This window comes from Aeromonas sp. EU05-FHT14A05, assembly GCF_058791175.1.
Window position 1 is genome coordinate 36,131 of sequence record NZ_JBYTDH010000005.1, and the last position, 22,028, is coordinate 58,158.

Annotated in this window: 16 protein-coding genes; 12 read left to right on the forward strand and 4 right to left on the reverse strand. The window is 66.1% G+C overall.

Annotated elements, in window-relative coordinates:
* Positions 1-44: 44 nt before the first annotated feature.
* From acnD to prpB, 3 genes are all read right to left on the reverse strand, one after another.
* Entirely contained in the window at positions 45-2,663 is a 2,619-nt protein-coding gene (gene acnD, locus AC3WR3_RS08965; RefSeq protein ID WP_492291681.1) for a Fe/S-dependent 2-methylisocitrate dehydratase AcnD, read from the reverse strand.
* Positions 2,663-3,820: a bifunctional 2-methylcitrate synthase/citrate synthase gene (gene prpC, locus AC3WR3_RS08970; RefSeq protein WP_265436791.1), complete on the reverse strand. Its 1,158-nt coding sequence runs from the start codon at positions 3,818-3,820 to the stop codon at positions 2,663-2,665. The genes acnD and prpC overlap by 1 nt, the downstream gene beginning before the upstream one ends.
* A gap of 64 nt (positions 3,821-3,884) precedes the next feature.
* Complete coding sequence (prpB, locus tag AC3WR3_RS08975; protein ID WP_265436790.1) at positions 3,885-4,781, reverse strand: methylisocitrate lyase; 897 nt, start codon at positions 4,779-4,781, stop codon at positions 3,885-3,887.
* A 382-nt stretch (positions 4,782-5,163) separates the two neighbouring features.
* Between prpB and AC3WR3_RS08980 the strand changes: the two genes are divergently transcribed.
* The 12 genes from AC3WR3_RS08980 to AC3WR3_RS09035 all read left to right on the forward strand — a co-directional run bounded on the left by AC3WR3_RS08980 (position 5,164) and on the right by AC3WR3_RS09035 (position 20,739).
* Complete coding sequence (locus AC3WR3_RS08980; RefSeq protein WP_265436789.1) at positions 5,164-6,144, forward strand: quinone oxidoreductase family protein; 981 nt, start codon at positions 5,164-5,166, stop codon at positions 6,142-6,144.
* A 73-nt stretch (positions 6,145-6,217) separates the two neighbouring features.
* Positions 6,218-7,066 carry a TauD/TfdA dioxygenase family protein gene (locus tag AC3WR3_RS08985; RefSeq protein WP_139439519.1) on the forward strand — a complete coding sequence of 283 codons (849 nt, stop codon included), beginning with the start codon at positions 6,218-6,220 and terminating at the stop codon, positions 7,064-7,066.
* Between the two features lie 81 nt (positions 7,067-7,147).
* Positions 7,148-8,200, forward strand: coding sequence for a beta-keto acid cleavage family enzyme (locus AC3WR3_RS08990; protein WP_492291682.1), 1,053 nt, complete (start codon positions 7,148-7,150; stop codon positions 8,198-8,200).
* 190 nt (positions 8,201-8,390) lie between these two features.
* A complete protein-coding gene (locus AC3WR3_RS08995) occupies positions 8,391-9,716 on the forward strand; it encodes an MFS transporter (protein WP_139439521.1) in 1,326 nt (441 codons plus the stop codon).
* On the forward strand, positions 9,713-10,696 hold the full coding sequence (locus tag AC3WR3_RS09000; protein ID WP_492291683.1) for a DsbA family protein: 984 nt from the start codon (positions 9,713-9,715) through the stop codon (positions 10,694-10,696). The genes AC3WR3_RS08995 and AC3WR3_RS09000 overlap by 4 nt, the downstream gene beginning before the upstream one ends.
* A complete protein-coding gene (locus tag AC3WR3_RS09005) occupies positions 10,684-11,715 on the forward strand; it encodes a YeiH family protein (protein WP_319916042.1) in 1,032 nt (343 codons plus the stop codon). Before AC3WR3_RS09000 ends, AC3WR3_RS09005 begins: the two co-directional genes overlap by 13 nt.
* 88 nt (positions 11,716-11,803) lie before the next feature.
* Positions 11,804-12,499 carry a CoA transferase subunit A gene (locus tag AC3WR3_RS09010; RefSeq protein ID WP_492291684.1) on the forward strand — a complete coding sequence of 232 codons (696 nt, stop codon included), beginning with the start codon at positions 11,804-11,806 and terminating at the stop codon, positions 12,497-12,499.
* 97 nt (positions 12,500-12,596) lie between these two features.
* The gene (locus AC3WR3_RS09015) at positions 12,597-13,226 is read left to right on the forward strand and encodes a CoA transferase subunit B (RefSeq protein WP_492291685.1); all 630 of its coding nucleotides are present in this window, start codon (positions 12,597-12,599) and stop codon (positions 13,224-13,226) included.
* A gap of 460 nt (positions 13,227-13,686) precedes the next feature.
* A complete protein-coding gene (locus tag AC3WR3_RS09020; RefSeq protein WP_492291686.1) occupies positions 13,687-15,603 on the forward strand; it encodes a DUF1302 domain-containing protein in 1,917 nt (638 codons plus the stop codon).
* A gap of 28 nt (positions 15,604-15,631) precedes the next feature.
* Positions 15,632-16,990 (forward strand): DUF1329 domain-containing protein, encoded by a 1,359-nt coding sequence (locus AC3WR3_RS09025; RefSeq protein WP_492291687.1) that lies wholly within the window; start codon positions 15,632-15,634, stop codon positions 16,988-16,990.
* 86 nt (positions 16,991-17,076) lie between these two features.
* On the forward strand, positions 17,077-18,168 hold the full coding sequence (locus tag AC3WR3_RS09030) for a WD40/YVTN/BNR-like repeat-containing protein (protein ID WP_492291688.1): 1,092 nt from the start codon (positions 17,077-17,079) through the stop codon (positions 18,166-18,168).
* 60 nt (positions 18,169-18,228) lie between these two features.
* The gene (locus AC3WR3_RS09035) at positions 18,229-20,739 is read left to right on the forward strand and encodes an efflux RND transporter permease subunit (RefSeq protein ID WP_492291689.1); all 2,511 of its coding nucleotides are present in this window, start codon (positions 18,229-18,231) and stop codon (positions 20,737-20,739) included.
* A gap of 76 nt (positions 20,740-20,815) precedes the next feature.
* Here AC3WR3_RS09035 and AC3WR3_RS09040 read toward each other — a convergent pair whose 3' ends face one another.
* Entirely contained in the window at positions 20,816-21,868 is a 1,053-nt protein-coding gene (locus tag AC3WR3_RS09040) for an AraC family transcriptional regulator (protein ID WP_454009334.1), read from the reverse strand.
* Positions 21,869-22,028: the final 160 nt, after the last annotated feature.

Genomic DNA, 22,028 nt, shown 5'->3' on the forward strand with positions numbered 1-22,028 from the left:
GAGGCGTATCAGCCCCTCCCTTGTCAAAGGGGAGGGGTTGGGGCTTAGCTTGCCGCCTGTTGCGCCGTCGACGCCAGGAAGTCCTGGGCGAAGCGTTGCAGCACGCCGCCCGCCTCAAAGACCGAGACCTCCTCGGCGGTGTCGAGACGGCAGGTCATGGGCACCTCGACCACCTCGCCGCTCTGGCGGCGGACAACGAGGGTGAGATCGGCGCGCGGCTGGCGCTCCCCCACCACATCGTAGGTCTCGGTGCCGTCCAGCCCCAGGGTGAGGCGGCTGGTGCCAGGCTTGAACTCCAGCGGCAGCACCCCCATGCCGATGAGGTTGGTGCGGTGAATGCGCTCGAAGCCTTCCGCCGCTATCACCTCCACCCCGGCGAGCCGCACCCCCTTGGCAGCCCAGTCACGGGACGAGCCCTGACCGTAGTCGGCACCCGCCACTATGATGAGGGGCTGCTTGCGCGCCATGTAGGTTTCGATGGCTTCCCACATCCGCATCACCCGGCCCTCCGGCTCGACCCGGGCGAGGGATCCCTTCTTCACCGCGCCGTTCACCACCGCCATCTCGTTGACCAGCTGGGGGTTGGCGAAGGTGGCGCGCTGGGCGGTCAGGTGATCGCCGCGGTGGGTGGCGTAGGAGTTGAAGTCCTCCTCCGGCAGGCCCATCTTCGCCAGGTATTCCCCGGCCGCGCTGCTGCGCAGTATGGCGTTGGAGGGGGAGAGGTGGTCTGTGGTGATGTTGTCCGGCAACAGCGCCAGCGGCCGCATCCCCTTGAAGGTGCGCTCGCCCGCCAGAGCCCCCTCCCAGTAAGGGGGACGACGGATATAGGTGCTTTGGGGGCGCCAGTCGTACAGGGGCGCCACCTTGGGGCCACGATCCTCTTCAATGGTGAACATGGGAATGTAGACCTGACGGAACTGGGCCGGTTTCACCGAGGCCTTGACCACGGCATCGATCTCCTCGTCGCTCGGCCAGATATCCTTGAGGCGAATTTCGCGGCCGTTCACCACCCCCAGCACGTCTTTCTCGATGTCGAAGCGGATGGTGCCGGCGATGGCGTAGGCCACCACCAGGGGCGGGGAGGCGAGGAAGGCCTGCTTGGCATAGGGGTGGATGCGGCCGTCGAAGTTGCGGTTGCCCGAGAGCACCGCAGTGGCGTAGAGATCCCGGTCGATGATCTCCTGCTGGATGGCGGGATCCAGGGCGCCGGACATGCCGTTGCAGGTGGTGCAGGCAAAGGCCACCACGCCGAATCCGAGCCGCTCCAGCTCGCTGTCCAGCCCCGCCTCTTTCAGGTACAGGGCGACTGTCTTGGAGCCGGGGGCCAGGGACGACTTGACCCAGGGCTTGCGGACAAGCCCGAGCCGATTGGCGTTGCGGGCCAAGAGGCCCGCCGCAATCACGTTGCGCGGGTTGCTGGTGTTGGTGCAGCTGGTGATGGCGGCGATGATCACGGCGCCATCCGGCAGCAGGCCGTCCGCCTCCTGGGTGCGGGCCTTGTCCAGGTCCACGGCTATGCCCCGCGTGGCGAGCTCGGCCACCGGCAGGCGGCGATGGGGGTTGGAGGGGCCCGCCAGGGTGCGCACCACGGTCGACAAGTCGAAGTGCAGCACCCGCTCGTATTGGGCGCCTGCCAGGGCGTCGGCCCAGAGACCCGCCTCCTTGGCGTAGGTCTCCACCAGCCTGACCTGGTCGTCATCACGGCCGGTGAGCCGCAGGTAGTCGAGGGTCTGCTGGTCGATGAAGAACATGGCCGCGGTGGCGCCATACTCCGGCGCCATGTTGGAGATGGTGGCCCGATCGCCGAGGGTGAGGGCGGCGGCGCCCTCGCCACGAAACTCCAGGTAGGCGCCGACCACCTTCTGCTGGCGCAGGAACTCGGTGAGCGACAGCACCAGATCCGTGGCCGTGATGCCGGGCTGGGGCTTGCCGGAGAGCTCGACGCCGACGATCGAAGGCAGCCGCATCCAGGAGGCGCGCCCCAGCATCACGTTCTCCGCTTCGAGCCCGCCAACCCCGACTGCAATCACCCCGAGGGCATCCACGTGGGGCGTGTGGCTGTCGGTGCCAACGCAGGTGTCCGGGTAGGCCAGGCCGCGATCGGCATGGATGACGGGGGACATCTTCTCCAGGTTGATCTGGTGCATGATGCCGTTGCCCGGCGGGATCACCTCTATGTTCTTGAACGCCTGCCTGGTCCAGTTGATGAAGTGGAAGCGATCCTCGTTGCGGCGATCCTCGATGGCGCGGTTCTTGGCAAAGGCATCCGGGTCGAAGCCGCCGCACTCCACGGCCAGGGAGTGGTCGACGATAAGCTGCACCGGCACCACGGGGTTCACCTGGGCGGGATCCCCCCCCTGATCGGCGATGGCATCGCGCAGGCCGGCGAGATCCACCAGGGCGGTCTGGCCCAGGATGTCGTGGCACACCACCCGGGCCGGGAACCAGGGGAAGTCGCGATCGCGCTTGTTGTGGACGATCTGGCCGAGGCACTCGCCGAGGATGGCCGGATCGCACCGGCGCACCAGGTTCTCGGCGTGCACGCGGGCGGTGTAGGAGAGCCTGTCCCAGGCGCCGGGGGCGATGACGTTCACCGCCTCCCGGGCGTCGAAGTAGTCAAGCTGTGTGCCGGGCAGGGGCTTGCGATATTGAGTGTTTACCATCACTTGCGCTCCTTGAGCGGCACGAAGGTCAGATCCTCCGGGCCGACGTAGTTGGCGCTCGGGCGGATGATCTTGCCGTCGATGCGCTGCTCGATGACATGGGCCGACCAGCCGGAGGTGCGGGCGATGACGAACAGCGGGGTGAACATGGCGGTGGGCACCCCCATCATGTGGTAGCTGACGGCGCTGAACCAGTCGAGGTTCGGGAACATCTTCTTGGCCTCCCACATGGTGGACTCCAGCCGCTCGGCGATGTCGAACATCTTGGTGTTGTGCTGCTCCTCGCTCAGTGAGCGGGCCACCTCTTTAATCACCTTGTTGCGGGGATCGGAGACGGTGTAGACCGGGTGACCGAAGCCGATGACCACCTCTTTCTTCTCGATGCGGGCACGGATGTCGGCCTCCGCCTCGTCCGGATTGTCGTAACGCTTCTGGATCTCGAAGGCCACCTCGTTGGCACCGCCGTGCTTGGGCCCGCGCAGGGCACCGATGGCGCCTGTGATGCAGGAGAACATGTCGGAGCCGGTGCCGGCGATGACGCGGCCGGTGAAGGTGGAGGCGTTGAACTCGTGCTCGGCATAGAGGATGAGGGAGGTATGCATGGCGCGCACCCAGGAGTCACGGGGCTTCTCGCCGTGCAGCAGGTGCAGGAAGTGGCCGCCGATGGAGTCGTCATCGGTCTCCACATGGATGCGCTTGCCGTTGTGGCTGAAGTGGTACCAGTAGAGCAGCACTGAGCCTAAGCAGGCCATCAGCTTGTCGGCGATGTCCCGGGCACCCGGGTGATTGTGATCGTCCTTCTCAGGCGACAGACACCCCAGCACAGAGACGGCGGTGCGCATCACGTCCATGGGGTGGGCGGAGGGGGGCAGCTGCTCCAGGGCTGTCCTGACCCCGGTGGGCAGGCCGCGCAGGGCCTTGAGCTTGGCCTTGTAGGCGGTGAGCTCGGCCACATTGGGCAGATGGCCGTGCACCAGCAGGTGGGCAATCTCTTCAAACTCGCAGCTGGTGGCCACGTCCAGGATGTCGTAGCCACGGTAGTGCAGATCGTTGCCGGAGAGGCCCACTGTGCACAGGGCGGTGTTGCCGGCGGCGGTGCCGGAGAGGGCGACGGATTTCTTCGGCTTGAAGCCGGTGGTTTCGGGCAGGGCGCTCATCACATGTTTCCTCATTCAGTCCGTTGAAGCGCCGGCCGCCAGCATGAGACGGCCGGTCGGCGTGTTATTCCTTGGTAGACAGGTCCTTGGTGAACAGCCTGTCCAGGGTCTGCTCGTAGTGGTGGTAGCCGAGGAAGTCGTAGAGGGACTCCCGGGTCTGCATGGTGTCGACCACGGCGCGCTGGTGGCCGTCGCGGCGAAGCTGCTGATAGACGTTGAGGGCGGCCTGGTTGGCGGCGCGGGCGGCGCTCAGGGGGTAGAGCACCATGTCGACGCCGTGGGCAGCGAGGGCCTCCTTGTCAAACAGCTCGGTCTTGCCGAATTCGGTCATGTTGGCGAGGATCGGCACCCCGGCCGCCTGCTTGAAGCGATCGTATTGTTCCAGCTCGGTGACCGCCTCGGCGAAGATCATGTCGGCGCCAGCCTCCACATAGGCGGCGGCGCGCTCCAGGGCCGAGCCCAGCCCTTCCACCGCCAGGGCGTCGGTGCGGGCCATGATGACGAAGCTCTCGTCCTGGCGGGCATCCACCGCCGCCTTGATCCTGTCCACCATCTCGGCGATGGAGACCACGGCCTTGTTCGGCCTGTGGCCGCAGCGTTTCTGGGCCACCTGATCCTCCATATGGACGGCGGCCACCCCACCGCGCTCGAAGGCGCGAATGGTGCGGGCGATGTTGAAGGCGCCGCCCCAGCCGGTGTCGATGTCTACCAGGAGCGGTACCTGGGTCGCGGCGGTGATGCGCTCTGCGTCGATCAGCACGTCGTTCATGGAGGTCATGCCGAGATCCGGCAGGCCGAAGGAGGCGTTCGCCACCCCGGCGCCGGAGAGGTAGAGGGCCTTGAAGCCGCTGCGCTCGGCCATCAGCGCCATGTAGGCGTTGATGGTGCCGACGATCTGCAGGGGCTTCTCGTTGGCCAGGGCAGTGCGAAAACGCGTCCCGGCCGAGGATAGGTTGGACATAGTGACTCCTTTCATGGGGTGCTTGTCTGCTGTGGATGCTGGCTGTGAATACCCTCATCTCACACTACGTTTACGTCAACGTCAATTATGCTAAGGTCCAAGGCCCGTCAATGGGCGGGCACCCGCGGCTTCTCTTCTGATAACCACTTTTCATTCAATCAGATAGCGCTTCCTTCCCCAGGTGCGCCTGGCCAGTGCCATGGCGCCGCCGTGGTGGATCAGGGCCGATTCTGTCGTCTTCCACGAGGGGGGGCAACGGATTCGAAGGGGGGTGTCATGAGATGAAAAGTGGCTGTCGCCCGATGCAAAGCGGGCGTTCATGTAAATCCCTAGATTCACTCTGGACGATGTTTTCACCCATGAATGAATCTGGAGAACAGCCATGGCCAATGCCATTCGCTTTTATGAAACCGGGGGCCCCGAGGTCCTGCGCTACGAACACGTGGCGGTGGGCGAGCCCGGGCCTGGCCAGGTGCGCCTGCGCCATGAAGCGGTCGGCCTCAACTATGCCGACACCTATTTTCGCAACGGCACCTACCCCATCCCCATGCCCAATGGCCTGGGTGTCGAGGCGGCCGGGGTGGTGGAGGCGGTGGGCGAGGGGGTGACCAATGTCGACGTCGGCGATCGCGTCACCTACACCGGCTTTATCAACACCCTAGGCGCTTACTCGACGATGCGGCTGATCCCGGCCGCCCCCCTCATCAGGCTGCCGGACAGCATCAGCTGCGAGACCGCCGCCGCCATGACAATGCGGGGCCTCACCTCCGCCTACCTGATGCGCCGCATCCACGACTTCAAGCCAGGTGACAGCATCTTGCTGCACGCGGCCGCGGGGGGCGTCGGCCTCATCGTCGCCCAGTGGGCCAAGCTGCTGGGGCTGACGGTGATAGGCACCGTCTCCAGCGGGGCCAAGGCCGAGCTGGCCCGTGCCCACGGCTGCGACTTCACCATCGACTACAGCCGTGAGGACGTGGCCACCCGGGTGCGCGCCCTGACCGGGGGCGCCGGGGTCGACGTGGTGTTTGACAGCGTCGGCAAGAGCACCTTCATGGGCTCGCTCGATTCTCTTAAACGCCGCGGCCTCATGGTCTGCGTCGGCACCGCCTCCGGCCCCATCGACGGCTTCAACCCGCAGCTGCTGGCCATGAAGGGCTCCCTCTATCTGACCCGGCCGGCGCTCGCCGACTACATCGCCGATCCCGCCGAGAAGGAGGCCCTGGCCGGGGAGCTGTTCGATCACGTGGCCAGCGGCCGGATCAAGATAGAGATCAACCAGCGTTACGAACTGCAGGATGCGGCGGCGGCCCACCGGGATCTGGAGGCGCGCCAGACCACGGGCTCCTCCGTCTTCATCATCTAGGCCAAGGATCCCAGGCCAGCCCGCACTCAAGGGCGGTGCCTGCAGCACTGACTTGTCATTCAGGGAGAGAGACATGCGTGTAGAACAACTGACCTGCCACATCGGCGCCGAACTGAGCGGCGTCAACCTGGCGGACGCCGTTCACGATGAGGGGCTGTTCGCCGAGATCCGTGCCCTCCTGCTCAGGCACAGGGTGCTGTTCTTGCGCCGGCAGGAGATAAGCCGCGCCGATCACGTGGCCTTCGCCCGCCGCTTCGGCGAGCTGGAGGATCACCCGGTGGCGGGCAGCGATCCGGACAATCCCGGTCTGGTGCGCATCTACAAGTCCCCGGAGCTACCCAACGATCGCTACGAGAACGCCTGGCACACCGACGCCACCTGGCGCGCCCAACCGCCCATGGGGTGCGTGCTGCGCTGCGTGGAGTGTCCGCCCGTGGGGGGGGACACCCTCTGGGCCAACATGGTGGTGGCCTATGAGCAGCTGCCGGAAGAGATCAAGGGGAAGATCGCCGGCCTGCGCGCCCGTCACAGCATAGAGGCGAGCTTCGGGGCGGCCATGCCAATAGAGAAGCGGCTCGCCCTCAAGGCCCAGTTCCCGGACGCCGAGCACCCCGTGGTGCGCACCCACCCGGAGACGGACGAGAAGATCCTGTTCGTCAACGCCTTCGCCACCCACTTCACCAACTACCACACCCCGGCCCATGTGCGCGTCGGCCAGGACTACAGCATGGGGGGCAGCGATCTGCTGCGCTACCTCATCAGCCAGGCCTATATCCCCGAGTATCAGGTGCGCTGGCGCTGGCAGCCGGGCAGCATCGCCATCTGGGACAACCGCAGCACCCAGCACTATGCCGCCATGGACTACCCCCCCAGCCATCGCAAGATGGAGCGGGCCGGGATCATGGGGGATACCCCCTTCTGATCAAGCCCCGGGCCCCGGGCCCGGAGGATGTCACCACCCCAGGCGCTTCATGGAAGGCCAGCCAATTTAAGGAATGAACAGATGCAATTTTTTGACGATTCCCTGCACCCGGAAAACATGGAAAAGGTGGTCATCACGGTGGCCCCCTATGGTCCTGAGTGGGCCCCTGGCGACTTCCCGGAAGACATCCCGGTGACCATGGAGGAGCAGATCCAGAAAGCGGTCGACTGTTTTGATGCCGGCGCCACCGTGCTGCACCTGCACGTGCGCGAGCTGGACGGCACCGGCTCCAAGCGGCTGTCCAAGTTCAACGAGCTGATCGCCGGGGTACGCAAGGCGGTGCCGGACATGATCATCCAGGTGGGGGGCTCCATCTCCTTCGCGCCGGAAGGGGAGGGCGAGGCGGCCAAGTGGCTCTCCGACGACACCCGCCACATGCTGGCGGAGCTGACCCCGAAACCGGATCAGGTCACGGTCGCCATCAACACCACCCAGATGAACATCATGGAGCTGCTCTATCCGGAGTACCTGGCAGGCACCTCCCTGGCGAACCCCGCCTACCAGGCGGCCTACAGCGAGATGACGGTGCCGGCCGGCCCGGCCTGGGTGGCGGAGCACTTGAAGCGCCTGATGGCGAGCGGCATCCAGCCTCACTTCCAGCTGACCGGCATGCACGCCCTGGAGACCCTGGAGCGGCTGGTGCGCAAGGGGGTCTACATGGGCCCGCTCAACCTCACCTGGATCGGCATCGGCGGCGGTTTTGATGGTCCCAACCCGTTCAACTTCATGAACTTCGTCCACCGTGCGCCGGACGGAGCCTGCGTCACCGCCGAGTCGCTACTGAAAAACGTGCTGCCCTTCAACATGATGGCCATGGCCATGGGGCTGCACCCCCGCTGCGGCATCGAGGACACCATCATAGGCCAGCACGGCCAGCGCATGAGCTCGGTGGAGCAGATCCGCCAGTGCGTGCGGGTCGCCCACGAGCTGGGCCGCGAGGTGGCGAGCGGCAAGGAGGCGCGCGCCATCTACCGCATCGGCGTGCAGTACGACAGCGTGGAGGAGACGCTGCTGGCCAACGGCATGGCGCCGAACCGGACCCAGGGCCAGAAAGGGGTGCCACAGCGGTCCTGAGCCAGATGGGTCGCCGCAACGCAGGCGGGGCGGCGACCCTCCGACTCTGTTTGCCAAACGGCCTTGCGCCTTGCACTATGCAGCACGCAGGGTAACTGAGTGATAAGTCAATATTCTCTGGCCGGTGGCCTCTGCCGCCGGTCCGTTGACCGGAAAACCGAACCCAATTTGCAGTAGCGCGAGGGATTGTATGGCTACGTATCATATCGATGACGACCCAGAGGCCGGCAAGGTTGCCGTGCCCCGTCGTTATGCCTGGATAGTGTTTGCGCTGACCTTCGGTCTGCTCATCTCCGATTACATGTCGCGTCAGGTGCTCAACGCCGTCTTCCCCATGCTCAAGGGGGAGTGGGCGCTCTCCGACACCCAGCTTGGCCTGCTCAGCGGCATAGTGGCGCTGATGGTCGGCCTGCTGACCTTTCCCCTCTCCCTGCTCGCCGACCGTTTCGGCCGGGTCAAGAGCCTGGCCATGATGGCCGCGCTCTGGAGCCTGGCGACCCTGGGCTGCGCCCTGGCCCAGAACTACGAGCAGATGTTCATCGCCCGCTTCCTGGTGGGGGTGGGGGAGGCCGCCTACGGCAGCGTCGGCATCGCCGTGGTGGTCTCGGTGTTCCCGCGGGAGATGCGGGCCACCCTCTCCGGCGCCTTCATCTCCGGCGGCATGTTCGGCTCAGTGCTCGGCATGGCCACCGGGGGCGTGCTGGCGCACTTCCTCGGCTGGCGTTGGGCCTTCGCCGGCATGGCCCTGTTCGGCCTGGTGCTGGCGGCCATCTATCCCCTCATCGTCAAGGAGGCGCGGATCTCCCAGACCGGCCGGGCGGCACGGGGAAGCACAGAGACGGGTCGCAATCCCCTGCGCAGCCTCTACTCCAGCCGCTCGGTGATCTCGGCCTATGTGGGCAGCGGCCTGCAGCTGTTCGTCGGCGGCACCGTCATCGTCTGGATGCCGAGCTATTTCAACCGCTACTACGGACTGGACACGGACAAGGCGGGGCTCATGGCCGCCATCATAGTGCTGTGCAGCGGGGCCGGCATGATCCTCTGCGGCATGCTGAGCGATCGGCTGTGCCGCAACCGGCCGGATCGCAAGATCAGCCTCGCCATCGCCTACTGCCTCGGGAGCTGTCTGCTGCTCTCCCTGGCGTTTGCCCTGCCGGCCGGGTTGCCCCAGCTGCTGCTGATCGGGCTGGGGATGTTCATCGCCACCGGCACCTCGGGCCCCGCCGGTGCCATGGTGGCCAACCTCACCCACGCCAGCGTGCACGGCACGGCGTTTGCCACCCTGACCCTTGCCAACAACCTGCTCGGGCTGGCCCCGGGCCCCTTCATCACCGGCAAGGTCTCCGACCACATCGGCCTGGACAACGCCTTCCAGCTGGTGCCCCTCATCAGCATCGCGGCGGCCGCCGTCTTCTTCTACGGCAAGCGCCACTACCACAAGGACGTGGCCCGGCTCGAAGGGGATGCCGGCCGCCGGGTCATCACGGGCCCCCAGGGCACGGAGGTGAGGGCATGAGGCTCAGCATCGAGGTCTATATGGATTTCATCTGCCCCTGGTGCCTCATCGGCAAACGCCAGCTGGCGCAGGCCCTGACCCAGCTGGGGGCAGAGCGGCCCGAGGTGCGGGTCGATGTGCACTGGCGCGGGGTGCAACTGCTGCCCGCGCTGCCGGTGCAGGGGGAGGATTTTCACGACTTCTACCTGCGGCGCCTTGGCAGCGAACAGGCCATGGGCCTGCGTCAGGCCCAGGTGCGACAGGCGGCGGCCGGCGTCGGCGTTGCGCTGGACTTTGGCAAGATCCCCCGCATGCCGAACACGGGCGATGCCCACCGCCTGTGGCAACGGGCCTGCCAGCTGGGATCGCCGACGCAGCTGGACGAGCTGCTGGAGCGGCTGTTTGCCTGCCACTTCCTGCACGGCGGGGATCTGGGGGATGGCGCTACCTTGCTGGGGCTGGCCGAGGCGGCGGGCTTTGGGCCCGCCGATCTGGTGAGCAGCCTGCAGGGGGACGGCACCCCCTTCCACTGCGATCCGCCCGGGGCGGCCCACCAGGGGGTGCCCAGCTTCGTGTTGGGGGAGGGGCTGACTCTCAGCGGGGCCCAGCCGGTGGCGCAGCTGCTGGCCAGCCTGCGCCAGGCCCTGGATGCGGCAACCGGGGCGCCGGCGGCGCGGATCTTGGTGCCGGCCGAGCGGGTGCCTGAACCGGGCAAGCGGATCCTCATCGAAGCCCAGGGCAAGAGCCTGGTGCTGTTCAACATCGATGGCCGCTTCCACGCCATCGACGACGGCTGCCCCCACCAGGGGGCCTCATTGTGCGGCGGTCGGCTGGAGGGGGAGGTGATCCAGTGCCTGGCCCACGGCCTGCGCTTCAACCTGACCACGGGGCTGCTGCTGAACTCGACCCGGCTCGCGGTCGGCCGCTACCCGGTCGAGCAGGCGGGTGATCAGCTCCATATCGTCATCCCACAAGAGGAAGCCGTCCCATGCACGCGCTGAACCCCACCAAGACCGCCAGCGCCCGCTTCTCACGGGTGCGCGAACTGGCCCCCGGCATGGCGGTCAGCATCACGGTGGCGGCGGCCGCCACCTTCCTCTCCGAGCACTACGGCGCCCCCGTGCTGCTGTTCGCCCTGCTGCTCGGCATGGGGCTGAACTTCCTCAGCGCCGAGGGGAGCTGCAAGGCGGGCATCGAATACACCGCGCGCAGCGTGCTGCGGATCGGGGTCGCCCTGCTCGGCATGCGCATCACCCTGGGCCAGATCGCCGAGCTGGGCTGGATGCCGGTGCTGCTGGTGGTCACCCTGGTGGTGGTCACCATCAGCCTCTCCGTGGTGGCGGCCAGGGCGATGGGGTTCCAGCGCCTGTTCGGCATGCTGACCGGCGGGGCGACCGCCATCTGCGGCGCCTCCGCCGCCCTGGCCCTGGCCGCCTCCCTGCCCAATCACCCGCAGAAGGAGCGGGCCACCCTGTTCACCGTGATCGGGGTCTCGGTGCTCTCGACCCTGGCGATGATCCTCTACCCCATGATCGCCCGCTTCTTCGAGCTGACGCCGGTGGAGGCGGGGGTCTTCCTCGGCGCCACCATTCACGACGTCGCCCAGGTGGTGGGGGCCGGCTACAGCATGTCCACCGAGACCGGGGACGTGGCCACCGTGGTCAAGCTGATGCGGGTCGCCATGCTGCTGCCGGTGATCGTCGTCGCCGCCATGATCACCCGCAGGCAGGGGGCGGATGGCCCCTTGGGCAAGCGTCCGCCCCTGCTGCCCCTGTTTGCCGTCGGCTTCCTGGTGCTGGCCTGTATCAACAGCACAGGCTGGGTGCCCGTGCCGTTGCAGGAGGGGGTCAACGGCCTGTCACGCTGGTGCCTGGTCATCGCCATCGCCGCCATCGGCATGAAGACCCAGCTCAAAGAGCTGGCGGCGGTCGGCATCAAGCCCATCCTGCTGATGGTGGGGGAGACTGCCTTCCTGGTCGCCCTGGTGCTGACCCTGATGCATTGGGGCATCAAGCCTTAGGGAGGCCATCCATGCCGAGTCAACAAACAGCCATACAACGAACGCGCCCCCGTGGCCAACGGACTAGCCAGAGAGCAGAGAGGTCTTTATGAACAAGGTTTATCCCTGCGCCCAGGCCGCCCTGAGCGGTCTGGTGCAGGACGACATCACCATCGCCTCGGGGGGCTTCGGCCTGTGCGGCATCCCCGAGCAGCTCATCGAGGCGCTGAAGGAGAGCGGCAAGGGCGGCTTCACCATCATCAGCAACAACTGCGGGGTGGATGAGTTCGGCCTGGGGCCGCTGCTCCACAGCCGCCAGATAAAGAAGATGATCTCCTCCTACGTGGGGGGCAACAAGGAGTTCGAGCGCCAGTACCTCGCGGGGGAACTTGAGCTTGAGTTCACCCCCCAGGGGACGCTCGCGGAGAAGCTCAGAGCCGGCGGCGCCGGCATCCCGGCCTTCTTCACCCGCACCGGCTACGGGACGCTCATCGCCGAGGGCAAGGAGACTCGCCAGTTCGACGGCGAGTGGTATGTGATGGAGCACGCCCTGACGGCAGACCTGGCCCTCATCAAGGGGGCCAGGGCCGACAAGGCGGGCAACCTGATGTTCAACAAGACGGCGCGCAACTTCAACCCGCTCTGTGCCAAGGCGGGGCGGGTCTGCGTGGCCGAGGTGGAGGAGATAGTCGAGGTGGGGGAGCTGGCCCCCGACGACATTCACCTGCCCGGCATCTATGTGCAGCGGCTGGTGCTGAACCCCAACCCTGAGAAACGCATCGAAGTGCGTACAGTGAGGAGCTGACGATGGCCTGGACCCGTGAAGAGATGGCGCCGTGTTGCTCACAAGTGCTGCCGGCAGCGTTCGTTTTACAGCATTGCGCACTGAGGAGCAGATAGCGATGGCCTGGACCCGTGAAGAGATGGCGCAGCGCGCCGCAAGGGAGCTGGAGGACGGCTTCTACGTCAACCTGGGGATAGGCCTGCCGACCCTGGTGGCCAACTACATCCCGGACGGCATGGAGGTTTGGCTGCAGAGCGAGAATGGCCTGCTCGGCATAGGCCCCTTCCCGAGCGAGGCCGAGCTCGATCCCGATCTCATCAACGCCGGCAAGCAGACCATCACCACATTGCCCGGCAGCAGCTTCTTCGACAGCGCCGAGAGTTTTGCCATGATCCGCGGCGGCCACATCAACCTGGCCCTGCTCGGGGCCATGCAGGTCTCCGAGCGCGGGGATCTCGCGAACTGGATGATCCCGGGCAAGATGGTCAAGGGCATGGGGGGCGCCATGGATCTGGTGGCCGGAGTCAAGCGGGTGGTGGTGCTGATGGAGCACTGCGCCAAAGGGGGCGAGCACAAGATACTGGAGTGGTGCTCCCTGCCGCTGACCGGGGTCGGCGTGGTGGATCGCATCATCAGCGATCTCGCCGTGCTGGACGTGACCCCCACCGGCCTTCGCCTGGTGGAGCTGGCCCCCGGCATCGAGTTCGAGGCGCTGCAGGCCGCCACCGGCTGCGCCATCGCGCGCTGATCGTCTGACTGTCGGCGGGGAGGGGGCCTGGGCCTCTCCCCGCCGTTTTTATGTCTGACACCCCGCTTCCCCTTCGCCGAAACGCTTCCCCACGCATGCTGCCCATCCCGCCAGACAGGTGAACAGGCCCGTAATCGGGGTTGTCTGACACCGCTTTCGACGTCCTTTGCCATCCTCCTCCTGCGCTGTCATCAAATGAAAAGTGGTTGACGTTCAATGGCAAGCGTGGCCCGGGAGGGAGGCCTTACAGTCGGCACACAAGAGAGAAAAACCGAGCTCATCAGAGCGAGCGACACCCCGGGGCCGATGCAAAAACAGAGCTGCATCCTCGAGTGCCAAACAAGGTGGTGCGCCATCAGCCAGGTCATCTCCCTTGCATCAAAGCCAACGGAAACGGCGAACAAACAGATAACAACAACTAAATCAGATGACGACACTCGGAGAGACTGTAATGGATTACATGCACACGAGTCATGGTGGCGGGGCCTTGCGCCTGCGCCTGCTGGCGACGGCCATCGCGGCCGTCCTCACGCCCACCGTTCAGGCGGTCGAGGTCGATACCGGGAGTGAAGAGTGGTCCGTTCGCTTCGACAACACCGGCAAGTTCAACTACGGCATGCGCACCGAGAGTGCCGACGAGCGGATGCTCGCCACCCCGAACAACAACGACGGGGACTACAACTTCAAGGATGCCGGGGACACCGTCACCACCCGCCTGGATCTGCTGACCGAGCTGGACGTGGTGAACAAGGGCAACACCGGCTTTCGCCTCAGCGCCGCCAGCTGGTATGACTACGCCTACCGCGACGTCGGCGCAGACGAGAACCCCTTCATCAACGGCAACAGCGCCAGCTCCGGCATCGTCGGACTGCCCCCGGTGGCGGGCAACCGTCACCTGAGCGACTATGCGGATCGCTACTACCATGGTCCCTCCGGCGAGCTGCTCGACGCCTTCGTGTTCCACAACATGGAGCTGGGCGACGAGTCCCTGCTCGGGGTCAAGATAGGGCAGCACAACATCTTCTGGGGGGAAACCCTGCTGAGCCCGGTGCACGCCCTCAGTTATGGCCAGTCGGGCCTGGATCTCGCGAAGCTCGCGGCCTCCCCGGGGACGGAAGCGAAAGAGCTGTTCGTGCCCCGCAACCAGATCTCCGCCTCCTTCACCCTGAACCCGGAGTGGACCTTCGCCGCCCAGTACTTCCTGGACTGGAACGCCGCCCGCCTGCCGGAAGCCGGCACCTATTACGGCAGCTCGGATCTGGTGGGCTTCGGTGCCCAGTCGTTCCTGCTGGGCCACACCGGCGGGCCTGGCCTGGCCGGGCCGAGCGGCACCCTCAGCAACATTCGCCGGGGGGATGACATCGAGCCGGGCAAGCACGGTGATTGGGGCATCATGGCCAAGTGGTCCCCCGAGGCGCTGGATGCGACCCTGGGGGCCTTCTACCGCCGCACCGCCGACATCCTGCCCCAGGCGGTGCTCGATGCCCGTGGCATGACCATTCGCGGGGCGGCGCCCCTGCCGGCCGGGGCCGTGCCCAACCTGCGCCAGTCCATCGCCAACACCAGCTACGCCCTGGCCTATGGCGACGAGATCGACATCTTTGGCCTCAGCCTCTCCAAGGACGTGGCCGGGGTCAGCGTCGGCAGCGATCTCAACTATCGCCAGCACATGCCCCTCTCCAGCATCCCGGCCCTGCTCAGTGCCACCGGGCCCGGGGGGCTGGCCAACGGCTTCGGGATCCCGGCCCCCGTGCTCGGCCCCCGTCATCCGGACACCGGGGTGATCACCGATGGCTCCGATGGCTACAGCGCCACCGGCGATACCCTGCACTGGACCCTCAACGGCCTGATGACCTTCGCGGACACGGCGCTGTTCGACGGCGCCGCCCTGCTCGGGGAGCTCTACTACAGCAACCTGCTGAGCCTGGATGACCACAACAAGGCGCTCTACAAGGGGGAGGAGAGCTATCAGGGCATCGACAAGCCCACCCGGGACAACTGGGGGCTGGCGGTCAACTTCACCCCGACCTGGTATCAGGTTCTGCCGGGGGTCGACATGACCATGCCGCTCTCGGTGAACTGGGGGCTGGCGGGCATCTCTCCGGTCCAGGCGGGCGGGGCGAAAGACACCGGTAGTTACGCGGTGGGGCTCGGCGCCACCCTCTACAACCAGTACTTCGTCGATCTGAAATATGTGGACTCCTTTGGCAAGTCTGCCGAGTGCAATGACGGTGCCGAGGACGGTGCCACCCCCAATGCCCTCGATGGGGCCCAGCGCAACACCTGTTATGCCGGTGGCTACGCCTCCTTCTCCGGTGGCGGCGCCACCACGGAAGACAGAGGCGCCATCTACCTGACCCTGAAGACCACTTACTGAGTCAATCGACCGAGTCGGAGAACGAGATATGACATTTAACAAGACCATGCTGGCCGCCTCCCTCACCCTGGTCCTCGCGGGCCAGGCACTGGCCGCCGTCTCCAGCAGCGAAGCCGCACAGCTCGGCACCAGCCTGACCCAGGTGGGCGCCGAGGCGGCCGCCAACGCCGATGGCAGCATCCCCGCCTACAGCGGGGGCCTGACCACCCCGCCAGCCGGCTTCAAGGCCGGTGACAGTATGCGCCCGGATCCCTATGCGGGCGAGCAGCCGCTCCTGGTCATCACCGGCAAGAACGCGGCCCAATACCAGGGGGCGCTGACCGCCACCACGGCGGAGCTGCTCAAGCGCTTCCCGGACTTCAGGGTGGACCTCTACCCGACCCACCGCAGCGTGGCGCTGCCCAAGGCGGTGCTGGACAACACCAGGCAGAACGCGCTGAACGCCATCACCCTGGCGGGGGGCATGGCGGTGGACAAGGTGCTGCCGGGCATTCCCTTCCCTATCCCCAAGAGCGGGGCCGAGGCGATGTGGAACTTCCTGCTGCGCTACCAGGGGGTGAACATCGCCACCAAGTACGACTCCTGGAACGTGGACGCCGCCGGGGTGGCGGCCCTCTCCACCACGGGGCAGGCCTTCATCAACTACGCCATCTACGAGGACATGAACAAGCCCGTCTCGGCCAGGGACACCTACTACCAGATGAAGCTCCATTACACCGGCCCGGCCCGCCGCGCCGGCGAGGCCATCATGCTGCGCGACGCCGCCAACCCCCTGGAGCAGCCGCGCAAGGCCTGGCAGTACCTGCCTGGCCAGCGCCGGGTCAAGCTGGCGCCGAACCTGGCCTACGACACCCCGAACCCGGGCACCTCGGGGGCGGGCACCTATGACGACGTCTTCGTCTTCAACGGGGCGCTGGACCGCTTCGACTGGAAGCTGGTGGGCAAGCAGGAAATGATAGTCCCCTACAACACCTATCGGCTGACCTATCAGCCCGATGCCAGGGCGCTGACCACCCCCAACTTCCTGTCACCGGATCACGTGCGCTGGGAGAAGCACAGGGTCTGGGTGGTGGAGGGCAACCTCAAGGCCGGTGAGCGCCACATCTACGCCAAGCGCCGCTTCTACCTGGACGAAGACAGCTGGGTGGCGCTGGCCTCCGATCAGTACGACGCCCGTGGTCAGCTCTATCGCGGCTCCTTTGCCTTCCTGAGCCAGAGCTACGACAAGGAGACCCCGGACGCCACCCCCTTCATGATCTATGACCTGGTGGCGGGCAGCTACAACATCAACGGCGTGGTGGGCCCCCATGGCGGCATCAAGTACGGCGATTCGCTGTCCAAGGCGAAGTGGTCGCCAGAGTCCCTGGCCGGGGCGGGGATCCGCTGATCCTGACGGGAGCCAGGTTCGCCGCAGGCGAACCCGGCTCCCGCTTTTCGCGCCGGGGTGTCCGGCGCATCTGGAGACAAGGACGTATGGGTTCATTCAACAAGTTGGCGCCCTGGCTGTGCTGCGCCCTGCTGCTGCCGGGACTCGCGCAGGGGGCGGAGACGCAGGCTGCGCAGGGGCCCGAATACAGGGACGTGCTGGATCTGCCGGCCAGGGCGAGTGCCCTGGCCCGATACAGCCCCCTGCTGGATCTGACCCGTGCCGGGTCGCGGCTGGTGGCGGTGGGGCAGCGGGGTCACATCCTCTACTCCGACGACGAAGGCAAGGGCTGGCAGCAGGCCAGGGTGCCGGTGAGCTCGGATCTGAACGCCGTCACCTTCCCCACTCCCGAGCAGGGCTGGGCGGTGGGGGGGGATGGCGTGGTGCTGCACAGCCAGGATGGTGGCACCAGCTGGCAAAAACAGCTGGATGGCCGCCAGATCGGGGAACTGGTCTTGCGTCATTACACGGCGCTGGCCCGTGCCGAGCCAGGCAACGAGTCCTGGCCGCAATGGGTGGCGGAGGGGCAGCGGCTGGTGGAGGAGGGGGCCGACAAGCCGCTGCTCGACGTCTGGTTTGAGGACGACAGGGTCGGCTACGTGGTCGGGGTCTTCAACCTGATACTGCGCACCCAGGATGGCGGCCTGCACTGGACGCCCATGCAGGATCGCACCGACAACCCGGACGGGCTCCACCTCAATGCCATCGCCCCCGCCGGTGACGCCCTCTATCTGGTGGGCGAGCAGGGGCTGCTGCGCAAATGGGAAGCGCAGAGGCAGCGCTTCGTCTCACTGCCCAGCCCCTATGACGGCAGCTTCTTCGGCCTGATCGGCCGCTCGGATGAGGTGATCGTCTATGGCCTGCGGGGCCATGCCTATCGCAGCACGGATGGGGGCGAAAACTGGACCCGGCTCGTGAGCCCGCTGCCCATCAGCATCAGCGCCGCGATGCAGGGGGCCGATGGCCAGTTCCGCCTGTTCACCCAGGCCGGCCATATGCTGCGGCAACGGGGCAACGAGCCGTTGACCCTGGCCCCCCTGGCCGAGCCATCGCCGGTGGCGGGCGCCGCCCTGACCGTCGATGGCGCCCTGGTGCTGGTGGGCCGCCGCGGGGTGCGCACCCTGGCGGCGGTCAAATAAGCCGTCTCAACGCAGGCCGTCACCGGATGACGGCCCAATAACGATAACGAGGATCCAGACATGGGCCATGTGAAGCAAGATTCGATGCCGGTGATCCGCGAGCTGAGCGCGTTCGACAGGCACTCAGGCAACCTGCTGGAGCGGCTGGTGTTCAACCACAGAGCGCTCTTCATGATGATGATGACGCTGGCGACCCTGGTGCTTGGCTACATGGGCGCGACCCGCCTGGCGCTGGCGCCCAGCTTCGAGAAGATGATCCCCCAGAGCCAGCCCTACATCAAAAACTTCCTGGAGAACCGGGACTCCCTGCGCGGCCTCGGCAACTCGGTGCGGGTGGTGGTGGAGAATACCCGGGGGGACATCTTCGACCCCGACTATTTGAGCGTCCTCAAGCGGGTCAATGACCAGCTGTTCCTGACCGAAGGGGTGGACAGGGCCTGGATGAAGTCCCTCTGGAGCCCGGCGGTGCGCTGGACCGAGGTGACGGAGGAGGGCTTCCAGGGCGGGCCCGTGATGCCGGATGCCTATCAGGGCTCGGCCTCTGACATCGAGCAGCTGCGCCAGAACATCAACCGGGCCGGCATCGTCGGCAGCCTGGTGGCGAGCGACTTCAAGTCCAGCATGCTGATAGTGCCCCTGCTGGACAAGGCCTCTGTCACCGGCAAGCCCCTCGATTACCATGACTTCTCCCGGCGCCTCGAGCAGTTGCGCAGCCAGATTGAATTTGACGGCAAGCCCCACCAGGCGGGGGAGGAGGGGACGGGCCAGTACAGGATCCGGGTGATCGGCTTTGCCAAGCTGGTCGGGGATCTCATCGACGGCCTCATCCAGGTGATCCTCTTCTTCGCCCTGGCGGTGGCGACCTCCCTGGTCATCATCTTCCTCTACACCCGTTGCGTGCGCAGCACCCTGCTGGTGGTGGGGTGCTCCCTGATCGCCGTGGTGTGGCAGCTCGGCATCATCGCCTGGCTAGGGTACGCCATCGACCCCTACTCGGTGCTGGTGCCCTTCCTCATCTTCGCCATCGGTGTCTCCCACGCGGCCCAGAAGATGAACGGCATCATGCAGGACATCGCCCGCGGCACGCACCGCCAGATAGCGGCGCGCTATACCTTCCGCCGCCTCTTCCTCGCCGGGGTCACGGCGCTGCTGGCCGATGCGGTGGGGTTCGCGGTGCTGATGCTGATCGACATCCCCGTCATCCAGGATCTCGCCATCACCGCCAGCATAGGGGTGGCGGTGCTCATCTTTACCTCTTTGCTGCTGATGCCGGTGGCCCTCTCCTATGTGGGGGTGGGCCGCAAGGCGGCCGAGCGGGCGCTCAGGATAGACACCCATGCCGCAGCCAATCAGGGCTTCGGCCAACTCTGGGCACTGCTGGACTGCTGCACCGAGCGCAAGTGGGCCACAGTGGTGGTGATCCTCGGTCTGGCGATGGGGATCGGCGGCTACCTGGTGAGCCTGCACCTCAAGATTGGCGATCTGGACAGCGGCGCCCCCGAGCTGCGCGCGGATTCGCGCTACAACAGGGACAACGCCTACATCACCGGCCACTACGCCCTCTCGAGCGATCTCTTTGCGGTGATGATCAAGACGGCGCCGGAGGGGTGCCTCGACTACCGGACCCTGATCCTGGCGGATCGCCTGGGGTGGGAGCTGCAACAGCATCCCGGCGTGCAGGCCACCAGCTCCCTGGTCAATGCGGTGCGCCAGATCACCGCCGGCACCTACGAGGGCAACCCCAAGCTCGCCAGCATCCAGCGCAACCAGAACGTGCTGAACTATGCGGCCCAGCAGGCCTCGGTCAACAGCCCGGAGCTGTTCAACACCGACTGCTCCCTGATGCCGGTGATCGCCTACTTGAAGGATCACAAGGCCGAGACCCTGAGCGGCGTGGTGGCCATCGCCGAGCGGTTTGCCCGGGAGAACGGCACGGCGGATCGCCAGTTCCTGCTGGCCGCGGGCAGTGCCGGCATAGAGGCGGCCACCAACCTGGTGGTGCACGAGGCCAACCGCACCATGCTGCTCTATGTCTACCTGGCGGTGACCCTGTTCTGCCTCATCACCTTCCGAAGCTGGCGGGCGACCCTGGTGGCGCTGGTGCCCCTGATGCTCACCTCTGTGCTGTGCGAGGCGCTGATGGTAGCCATGGGCATAGGCGTCAAGGTGGCGACCCTGCCGGTGATTGCGCTCGGGGTCGGTATAGGGGTGGACTACGCCCTCTACCTGCTGAGCGTGCAGCTGCACCATCAGCGCCAGGGCATGTCGCTGGTGGACGCCTATCGCCAGGCCGTGGCCTTCACCGGCCGGGTGGTGGGGCTGGTGGGCATCACCCTGGCCGCCGGCGTGGTGGCCTGGGTCTGGTCCCCCATCAAGTTCCAGGCCGACATGGGCATACTGCTCACCTTCATGTTCCTGTGGAACATGCTGGGGGCCCTGATCGGGGTGCCGGCGCTCTCCTGCTTCCTGCTGTCCGGGACCAAGGCGGTGCCAGCCCAGGTGCGGCAGGAGGGGGATGCCGAGGAGGGGGCCAAGCCCTGCCGGGCCCCGGTGGTGACCGACGTCAGCTAGCAATAGCCGTGACACAGGAAAAAGAGAAGGGAGGCTTTATGCCTCCCTTCTCTCGTCTGGCGGATGGCACCGGCCCTCAGCCGTAGGCGAGGCCGGCGGGGGCGGGCTGGGCCACCTTGGGCAGGCCCTTGTGGCGGGAGCGCCAGGTGGCCGGCGGCATGCCGAACTGGGCGCTGAACCAGCGGGTGAAGGAGCTTGGCATGGAGTAGCCCAGCATGTCGGCGATGTGGCCCAGCGAATAGCCGGAGTTTTGCAGGTAGCGCATCACCAGATCCCGGCGAACGTCGTTGACCAGCTCGCTGAAGGTGACGCCGCTCTCCTCCAGATGGCGCTGCAGGGTGCGCACGTTCATCCCCAGGGTGCGGGCTATCTGCTCTATGGTGGCGCGCCCCATGGGCAGCAGCAGGTAGATGGCCTTGCGCACGTCCGTCATCAGGGATTGCTGGGTCTCCACCAGCAGGGTATCGAGGTACTGGCGGGCATGACGGGCCATGGCCTGGTTGGCCAGGGGGTTCGGAATGTCCAGATCGGCGGCCTGGCAGACGATGCCGTTGAACTCGCTGCCAAACTCCAGCTTGCAGCCGAACAGCCGCTTGTGGATGGAGAGATCCGCCGGTGCATCATGGGTGAAGTTGACGCTGATGGGATGCCAGTTGGCGCCGACCCCGACCTGGGCCGCACAGAAGCGATACATGACGCCGACCGCGAGCTCGGTGGCCTGGCGCGACGGCATGGGGGCGTCGGTGATGATCTCCTCGCGAATGATCACCGCCTTGCCCGCCTCTTCGATGAAGATGGCCAGGGCATTATTGAACAGGTGTATGTACTGCACTATGACCTGCAAGGCCTCGCGCAGGTTGGGCTGGTAGCTCAGCAGCAGGCTGACCTCGCCAAAGTCCGACAGCTGGCGATGCTCCGCCATGCGCAGACCCAGGCTCTGGCAGTTCCCGGTGCGGGCGGACAGCTCGAGCAGGTTGACGATGGTGGAGACGGGGATGCGCTGATTGGGCACATCCAGAATGGAGGCGCTGAGGCCGGCCTGCGACAGCAGGTTGGGGGTATTGAGGCCCAGCTGGCGGGCGACATCGAGATAGTTGGTGAGGGTGGCGGCTCTGGCAAGGAGGGTCATGATGCAATTCCCATGGCGACAGCTCATCTGCTGGTTGCTTGTTGTTAACTGGTTTTTATCATTTCGTTTACAAGTTGGAAAGTGCTTATTAACTGATCTATTAGTCGCAGGTGCCATGTGATGACCCTGCGTGCCAGCCCGATCCATGGCCTTTCGAGTC